General features: G+C 67.5%; 5 protein-coding genes and 2 riboswitches. All 5 genes read right to left on the bottom strand.

Annotation, left to right across the window (positions count from 1 at the left end; translation table 11 throughout):
• Positions 1 to 148: 148 nt before the first annotated feature.
• Positions 149 to 1561 carry an L-serine ammonia-lyase gene (locus AC1DGI_RS18085; RefSeq protein WP_476899819.1) on the bottom strand — a complete coding sequence of 471 codons (1413 nt, stop codon included), beginning with the start codon at positions 1559 to 1561 and terminating at the stop codon, positions 149 to 151.
• Between the two features lie 179 nt (positions 1562 to 1740).
• A complete protein-coding gene (glyA, locus tag AC1DGI_RS18080; RefSeq protein WP_476899818.1) occupies positions 1741 to 3060 on the bottom strand; it encodes a serine hydroxymethyltransferase in 1320 nt (439 codons plus the stop codon).
• Positions 3057 to 3440, bottom strand: coding sequence for a glycine cleavage system protein GcvH (gene gcvH / locus AC1DGI_RS18075; protein WP_441402139.1), 384 nt, complete (start codon positions 3438 to 3440; stop codon positions 3057 to 3059). Before gcvH ends, glyA begins: the two co-directional genes overlap by 4 nt.
• Positions 3441 to 3848: 408 nt before the next feature.
• Complete coding sequence (gene gcvT / locus AC1DGI_RS18070; protein WP_476899817.1) at positions 3849 to 5009, bottom strand: glycine cleavage system aminomethyltransferase GcvT; 1161 nt, start codon at positions 5007 to 5009, stop codon at positions 3849 to 3851.
• Positions 5010 to 5019: 10 nt separating this feature from the next.
• The gene (gene gcvP, locus AC1DGI_RS18065; RefSeq protein ID WP_476899816.1) at positions 5020 to 7893 is read right to left on the bottom strand and encodes an aminomethyl-transferring glycine dehydrogenase; all 2874 of its coding nucleotides are present in this window, start codon (positions 7891 to 7893) and stop codon (positions 5020 to 5022) included.
• Positions 7894 to 7932: 39 nt separating this feature from the next.
• A riboswitch (glycine riboswitch) is annotated at positions 7933 to 8051 on the bottom strand.
• Position 8052: 1 nt separating this feature from the next.
• A riboswitch (glycine riboswitch) is annotated at positions 8053 to 8151 on the bottom strand.
• Positions 8152 to 8595: the final 444 nt, after the last annotated feature.

Genomic DNA, 8595 nt, shown 5'->3' with positions numbered 1-8595 from the left:
CTCCAGACGTTCAAATGTGGCTCTGCCAGTCCACACCCCCGCGCCTACGTGCGGAAAGACCCGGACCGGCAACCCACGAATCGCTTTGAACCCGAGGTTCCAGTCCCACCGTCAGGACCGGGCGCCGCCACACTTCATATCGTCTAGTTCAGCACTCCACCACGTTCACGGCGAGGCCGCCCATCGCGGTTTCCTTGTATTTGGAGCTCATGTCCTTGCCGGTCTCGCGCATGGTCACGATCACCTCGTCGAGGGACACACGGTGCGAACCGTCACCCCAGAGGGCCATTTTGGCGGCGTTGATTGCCTTGGCCGCGGCAATGGCGTTGCGTTCGATGCACGGGATCTGCACGAGGCCGCCGATGGGGTCGCAGGTCAGGCCCAGGTTGTGTTCCATCGCGATCTCGGCGGCGTTCTCCACCTGGGCCGGCGTGCCGCCCATGACCTCGGCCAGGCCGGCGGCCGCCATCGACGACGCCGAGCCGACCTCGCCCTGGCAGCCGACCTCGGCGCCGGAGATCGAGGCCTGCTCCTTGTAGAGCACCCCGATGGCGCCGGCCGTGAGCAGGAACTTGACCACCACGTCGTCGCGGTCGGCCTGGGTGGCCTTGTCCATCCCGGGCGCGAAGTGCAGCGCGTAGTAGAGCACGGCCGGGATGATTCCGGCGGCCCCGTTGGTGGGGGCTGTGACGACCCGGCCGCCGGAGGCATTCTCCTCGTTCACGGCCAGCGCGATCAGGTTGACCCATTCCTGCCAGTACTTCGGATCCCGGTAGTCGGGGTCCTGGCCGCGGGTTTCCTTGAGGAGCCGTTCGTGCCAGTCCGGCGCCCGACGGCGGACCTTCAGCCCGCCGGGCAGCAGTCCCTCACGCTTGAGGCTGACCTCGACGCAGCCTTCCATCACGGAGTAGATGTGCAGCAAGCCTTCGCGGATCTCCTCGTCCGTGCGGGCGGCGCGTTCGTTGACCAGCATGATCTCGCCGATGGACAGGCCCTTGGATTGGCACCGGCCCAGCAGTTCCGCGGCCGTGCGGAACGGCAGTGGCAGTTCCTTCTTGGACTCGTCGAGTTCCTTCAGCGCCGCGTCCTCCTCGCCGTCCCGGACGATGAAGCCGCCGCCGACGGAGAAGAACGTGGCGGCGTGCAGGACCGTACCGTCGGCGTCGGCGACCGTGAAGGTCATGCCGTTGGTGTGCCGCGGCAAGATGGTCAGCGGGCGCAGCACCATGTCCTTGACCCCGTAGGGCAGCGGCACCGAACCTGCCAGCTGGAGGGTGCCGGTCTCGGCGATCGCCGCGAGCCGCTGCTCCACCTCGGCCGGCAGGATCTTTTCGGGGTGGAACCCCTCCAGACCCAGCAGGATCGCCGTCATCGTCCCGTGGCCGTGCCCGGTCGCGGCCAGGGACCCGTAAAGGTCCACCCGCAGCGACGCCACCCGTTCGAGGTCCCCCGAGCCCGCCAGTTCCTCGGCGAACACCGCAGCAGCCCGCATCGGCCCCACCGTGTGCGAACTCGAGGGCCCGATCCCAATGGAAAAAAGATCAAAGACGCCAACAGCCATAGCCGGGTTCCTTACTGGATTGGTGTGCGGACGGAGCGGAGGGTGAGTTGCCCTCAAGGGGCCGGCGGAGCCGGGCTTTTCGAAAGCGTGCGTCAAAGCGAGGGACGAACAGCACGCGTGAAAAGTCCGGTCCGCCGGGCCCGGAGCCAAACCCGAAAGAGATCGGCCCCGGGAAGCGGTCAGCCTAGGTTGGCAACCGACGGGTAGAGCGGGTGCGCGGCGGCGAGTGCCTCCACGCGGGAACGCAGGCCCGAAAGGTCCGCGCCGGCGTCGGCGATCAATGCCTCGGCGATGATGTCCGCGACCTCGGCGAACGCTGCCTCGCCGAAGCCGCGGGTGGCCAGCGCCGGGGTACCGATCCGCAGCCCGGAGGTGACCATCGGCGGGCGCGGGTCGAACGGGACGGCGTTGCGGTTGACGGTGATGTCGATTTCCGCGAGGCGGTCCTCTGCTTCCTGTCCGTTGAGCTCGCAGTTGCGCAGGTCAACCAGGACCAGGTGCACGTCGGTGCCGCCGGAGATCACGTTGATCCCCTTGGCTGTGACGTCCGGCTGGACCAGGCGCTCGGCGAGGATCCGGGCGCCCGCGAGCACGCGTTCCTGGCGTTCCTTGAACTCCGGGGACGCGGCGATCTTGAAAGCCACGGCCTTGCCGGCGATGACGTGCTCCAGCGGCCCGCCCTGCTGGCCCGGGAACACGGCCGAGTTGATCTTCTTGGCGATCGCGGGATCGTTGGAGAGGATGATCCCGCCGCGCGGACCGGCCAGGGTCTTGTGCGTGGTGGAGGTGGTCACGTGCGCGTGCGGCACCGGGGACGGGTGCAGCCCGGCAGCGACGAGCCCGGCGAAGTGGGCCATGTCCACCATCAGGTAGGCCCCCACCGAGTCGGCGATCCGGCGGAATTCCGCGAAGTCGAGCTGACGGGCGTACGCGGACCAGCCGGCAACGATCAGGGCCGGCTTGTGCTCCTGGGCCAGGCGCTCCACCTCGGCCATGTCGATCCGGTGGGTGTCTTCGCGGACCTGGTACGGGATCACGTTGTACAGCCGGCCGGAAAAGTTGATCTTCATGCCGTGCGTCAGGTGCCCGCCGTGGGCCAGGTTCAGGCCCATGATCGTGTCACCGGGCTTGATCAGCGCGTGCATCACGGAGGCGTTGGCCTGCGCGCCGGAGTGCGGCTGGACGTTGGCGTACTCCGCGCCGAACAGTGCCTTGACCCGGTCGATCGCGAGCTGCTCGACGACGTCGACGTGCTCGCAGCCGCCGTAGTAGCGCTTTCCGGGGTAGCCTTCGGCGTACTTGTTGGTCAGCACCGAGCCCTGCGCCTGCATGACGGCCTTGGCGGTGTGGTTCTCCGAGGCGATCATCTCCAGGCCGTCGCGCTGGCGGCCCAGCTCGGCGTCGATCTTCGCGGCGATCTCCGGATCCAGGGCGGACAGCTCCGCATCCAGGGACGGCGAGACGACCTGCTCGAACGTGGCTTCCGTTGTGGCGCTCACAGTTCGCCGCCGTTCGTGGAAGCGTAATCCTGCGCAGACAGCAGCGGGCCATCGGATTCGGCGGCCACCTTGAAAAGCCAGCCGGCGCCATACGGATCGGAGTTGATCAGGGCCGGATCGCTGACGACGGCGTCATTGATTTCCGTGACCTCACCGGTCACCGGGGAATACAGGTCCGAGACGGACTTGGTCGACTCGACCTCGCCACAGGTCTCCCCCGCGGTCACCGCGGAACCAACCTCCGGCAGGTCCACGTACACGATGTCGCCCAGCGCGTCCGTGGCGACGGCCGAGATGCCGATGGACACAACGTTCCCGGCCTCCCGCGCAACCCACTCGTGCTCGGCGGAGTACTGCAGTTCAGGGGCAACTTTTGCCATGTGTTCTTCCTAAGTCTTGGAGTGGTCATTGGTACTAAATCTATTGTCGCTGGCATACAGCGATAGCGGGGCCGGGTTACGCGTCCGGGAACCGGATTCCTCCGCGTGCTGCTCCTTCGTCGCTTTGACGCACGCTTCCGGAACCCGCTCCCCTGCCGCTATCAGCCAGTTCCAGTTTCGGGGGCCAGCAGTTTCAGCCGGACCGTAAGTTCCGGAAAGAAACAGTGGCCGTTGATATCTTCTAGGGCCGAAACCCCCGGTAGGCGGTTATGGCTCCGGCACCTTTGGCTTTCGAAGGCGGGCCCCCGTTGGCTTTGATGTTGTAGTGGTTGTCCTAAAGGTGAACTGGAACCGGGGCCCGCCGGTCCCGGAACCGGGGACCGCCGGAGGCTCCGGAACCGAGCCGGGCTACTTTTGGCGCTTGTAGAAAGGCAGTGCGACAACTTCGAACGGCTCGGCCTTGCCGCGCAGGTCGATGTCCAGGGCGGTGCCGGATTCGGTGAACTCGACGTCGACGTAGGCCAACGCGACGGGGTAGCCCAGGGTAGGCGAGGGCTGGCCGGAGGTGACTTCGCCGACCGTGGCGCCGTCCTTGAGCACCGGGTAGTGGCCGCGGCCGGCGCGGCGGCCGAGGCCCTTTAGCCCGACCAACCTGCGGCCGGTGGTGGTCCCCGCTCCGGATTCCTTCTTGGCGGCCAGCGCCGCCTTGCCGACGAAGTCGCCTTCCTTGGACAGCGCGACGACGGGTCCCAGTCCGGCGGCGAACGGGTCGCCTTCCAGGGAGAGCTCGTTGCCGTAGAGCGGCATGCCGGCCTCGAGCCGGAGCGAATCGCGGGACGCGAGCCCGGCGGCCGTCAGCTCGTCGTCGTCGGCGATGGCGATGAGCGCCTGCCAGAGGCCGGCGGCGTCGTCGTTGGGCACGAAGATTTCAAAGCCGTCCTCGCCGGTGTAGCCGGTGCGGGCCAGCAGCAGGTCGTGGCTGGCGCCGCCGACCAGGAAGGGGACCTCGACGGCGGCGTAGTACTTCAGGCCGGTGACGAGCTCGTGCTGCGCTGCCGGAACCAGGCGGAGCAGGATGGACTGAGCCTTGGGACCCTGGACCGCGATCAGCGAGGTCTCGGCGGAGGCGTCCTCCACCGCAACATCAAATGCCTTTGCACGGTCGGTAAGTGCCGCGGCGACAACCTTGGCGTTGCCTGCGTTGGGGACCACCAGGAACGTGTCGGTGCCGCTGTCTCCTGCGGCGTCCGCCGCGGGGCGCCGGTAGGTGATGAGGTCGTCGATGATGCCGCCGTCCTCGTTGCAGATCAGCGAGTACTTGGCCTTGCCGATCGCCATGGCCGAGATCTTTCCGACCAGGGCGTAGTCCAGGAACGCCGCGGCGTCCGGGCCGGTGACCCAGACTTCGCCCATGTGGGAGAGGTCGAACAGGCCCGCGGATGTGCGGACGGCGTGGTGTTCGGCGAGCTCCGAGCTGTACTTCAGCGGCATCTGCCAGCCGCCGAAGTCCGTGAAGGAGGCGCCGAGCTTCTTGTGCTCTTCGTAAAGTGCTGTGTAGTTCTCAGTCATATCGGAATCCTTAGTTCTCGAACTCGGAAAGCGGCGGGCAGGAGCAGATCAGGTTGCGGTCCCCCGCTGCACCGTCGATCCGGCCAACCGGCGGGAAGTACTTGTCCTGCTTGAGCGTGTGGACCGGGAAGACGGCCTGTTCGCGCGAGTAGCTGCGCTCCCAGTCGGTGCTGATCACGGCGGCCGCGGTGTGCGGGGAGTTGCGCAGCGGGCTCTGGTCCACGCTGAAGTCGCCGTTGGCCACCTGGTCGATTTCCGCTCGGATCGCGATCATGGCGGTGATGAAGCGGTCGATCTCGCCAAGGTCCTCGGACTCGGTGGGTTCGACCATCAGGGTGCCGGCCACCGGGAACGCGAGGGTGGGCGCGTGGAAGCCGTAGTCGATCAGGCGCTTGGCCACGTCCTCGGCGGTCACGCCGGTCTTGGCCGTGAGGTCGCGCAGGTCCAGGATGCATTCGTGCGCCACGAGGCCGCCTTCACCGGTGTAGAGGACCGGGAAGTAGTCGTTGAGGCGCGCCGCGACGTAGTTGGCCGCGAGCAGGGCCGACTTGGTGGCCTCGGTCAGCCCCTGTCCGCCCATCAGCTTCACGTACGCCCAGGAGATCGGGAGCACGCCGGCCGAGCCGTAGCGCGACGCGGAGATCGGGGTTCCGCCGGCGCCGTTGGCCGGGTCTGCTGCGTTGCCGGGCATGAACGGTGCCAGGTGCGCCTTGGCCGCGACCGGGCCGACGCCGGGTCCGCCGCCGCCGTGCGGGATGCAGAAGGTCTTGTGCAGGTTCAGGTGCGAGACGTCGCCGCCGAACTGGCCCGGCTGGGCCAGGCCGACGAGGGCGTTAAGGTTGGCGCCGTCGATGTAGACCTGGCCGCCGGCCGCGTGGACCGCGTCGCAGACCTCGCGGACGTCGGCGTCGTACACGCCGTGGGTCGACGGGTAGGTGATCATGATCGCGGAGAGCGCGTTCTTGTGCAGTTCGATCTTGGCGTTCAGGTCGGCGTGGTCGATGGTGCCGTCCGTGGCGGTGGCCACGACGACGACCTTCATGCCGGCCAGCACAGCGGAGGCTGCGTTGGTGCCGTGTGCGGACGCCGGGATGAGGCAGACGTTGCGCTGGGCTTCGCCGCGGGAGTGGTGGTAGCCGCGGATGGCGAGCAGTCCGGCGAGCTCACCCTGCGAGCCGGCGTTGGGCTGGATGGAGACCTGGTCGTAGCCGGTGATCTCGGTCAGCTGGGCTTCGAGGTCCTCGATCAGTTCACGCCAGCCGGCGGTCTGGGATTCCGGTGCGAACGGGTGGATGGAGGCGAATTCGGGCCAGGACATGGATTCCATCTCGGCCGTGGCGTTCAGCTTCATGGTGCACGAGCCGAGCGGGATCATGGTGCGGTCCAGCGCCAGGTCGCGGTCCGAGAGGCGGCGGATGTAGCGCAGCAGCTGGGTTTCGGAACGGTGCGTGTTGAACACCGGGTGCTGGAGGTAGTCCGAGGTGCGCTCCACGGCGGAGTCCAGGGCGAAGCCGGAATCCCCGGCTGATTTTGCGTCTGCGACGCTGGCGCCGAAGGCAGCGACGACGTCGGCGACGATCGCCGTCGTCGTCGCTTCATCGGCGGAGATGCCGACAGTGTCGGCGTCGATAGCGCGCAGGTTGATGCCCTTGGCGTCGGCGGCGGCGATGATTTCGGCGGCCTTACCCGGTACGGACACGGTAACGGTGTCGAAGAAGGAGCCGTGGAGCACGTCTAGGCCGGCGGCTTTCAGGGAGGCGGCGATGGTCTTCGCGTGGCCGTGGGTAGTTTCGGCGATGGCCTTCAGGCCGTCCGGGCCGTGGTAGACGGCGTAGAAAGAGGACACGATGGCCAGCAGCGCCTGCGCAGTGCAGATGTTGGAGGTGGCCTTCTCGCGGCGGATGTGCTGCTCCCGGGTCTGCAGGGCCAGGCGGTACGCGGGAACGCCGGCGTTGTCCTTGGACACGCCGACGAGCCGGCCCGGCATGGAGCGCTCCAGGCCCTTGGCGACTGCCATGTACGCGGCGTGCGGGCCGCCGAAGAACAACGGCACCCCGAAACGCTGGGCAGAGCCGACGGCGATGTCGGCGCCCTGCTCGCCGGGAGGGGTGATCAGGGTCAGGGACAGCAGGTCAGCGGCGACCGTGACGAGCGCGCCGCGCTCCTTGGCATCCGCGATCACTGGGGTGTGGTCGAACACGCGGCCGGACACGCCGGGCTGCTGCAGCACGACGCCGTTGATGACGCCTTCGGGCAGGCCCTTGGACAGGTCCGCGACCTCGACCTCGAAGCCGAGGGCCTCGGCGCGGCCCCTGACGATCGCGATGGTCTGCGGGAGGCAATCGGCGTCGAGCACGGTCTTGCCGTCGTGCGCTGCCTTGTTCTTGTTGGCGCGGCGCATCATCAGCACGGCCTCGGCGACGGCGGTGGCTTCGTCCAGCAGGGAGGCGTTCGCGATCGGCAGGCCCACGAGGTCCTGGACCATGGTCTGGAAGTTCAGCAGCGCTTCGAGCCGGCCCTGCGAAATTTCCGGCTGGTACGGGGTGTACGCCGTGTACCAGGCCGGGGCTTCAAGGATGTTGCGGCGGATCACGGCCGGCGTGACGGTGTCGTAGTAGCCCTGGCCGATCATCTGCACGGCGGTCTTGTTCTTCGCGGCGAGCTTACGCAGCTCCGCAAGGACCTCCACCTCGCTGAGGGCTTCCGTGAGCTGCAGCGGTGAGTCCTGCCGGATGTCCTTCGGGACGGCGGTGTCCACGAGCGCGTCGACGGTGTCGTAGCCGACAGCCTTCAACATGGCGTCGACGTCGGCCTGGCGGCGGGCGCCGACATGCCGGTCAACGAAGGACGTGGAGGCTGGGGTAACAGTCACAAGGAACTCCATAACTAAGGCGGCGCAGGGTACGCCACATTGATTCGGGTTCCTCCCCGCTCTGTATTGGACCTGAGAGTTTCCGCGCCTCCTGCTGTTAGCAGGGGTCCGCTTGCACCGTCGGTGAGCGCGGCATGTCCGAGGACGATGCCGGCTGCTTTCCAGAGTTGCCTTGCCGCGGCGGTACGTGGGCCTGAGAGATTCCTGGGGAGGGTTTGCTCCTACGGCGCCTGCTTGTACCTACTTGCAGAACTCTCCCGCCGCAGATCAAAGGCATATTCAATTACTCGTGACCATAGTCACAGCTTCCATTGTCCTATGCCGGAGGGCTCTGAGCAAACTGCGACGACGCCCCGCTCGCCCGCCCCGCTCACCCGCACCCGACGCTCCCGCACCCGACGCTCCCGCAGATTTGGCAGGTATGGGAGGAACGCTCCCACAGCTCTTGCGAAATTTCCGAACACGCTCCCGCAGATTTGGCAGGAATGGGAGGAACGCTCCCTCGCACAGCCCTCCGCCAGAACTGCGGGAGCGTCCCCCGGTGAGCCGCCAGAACTGCGGGAGCGTCCCCCGGTGAGCCGCCAGAGCTGCGGGAGCGTCCCCCGGTGAGCCGCCAGAGCTGCGGGAGCGTCCCCCGGTGAGCCGCCAGAGCTGCGGGAGCGTCCCCCGGTGAGCCGCCAGAGCTGCGGGAGCGTCCCCCGGTGAGCCCTCTAC

The organism is Arthrobacter sp. 05N428_2, from assembly GCF_056397065.1.
This window is presented reverse-complemented; position numbering and strand designations above follow the sequence as displayed.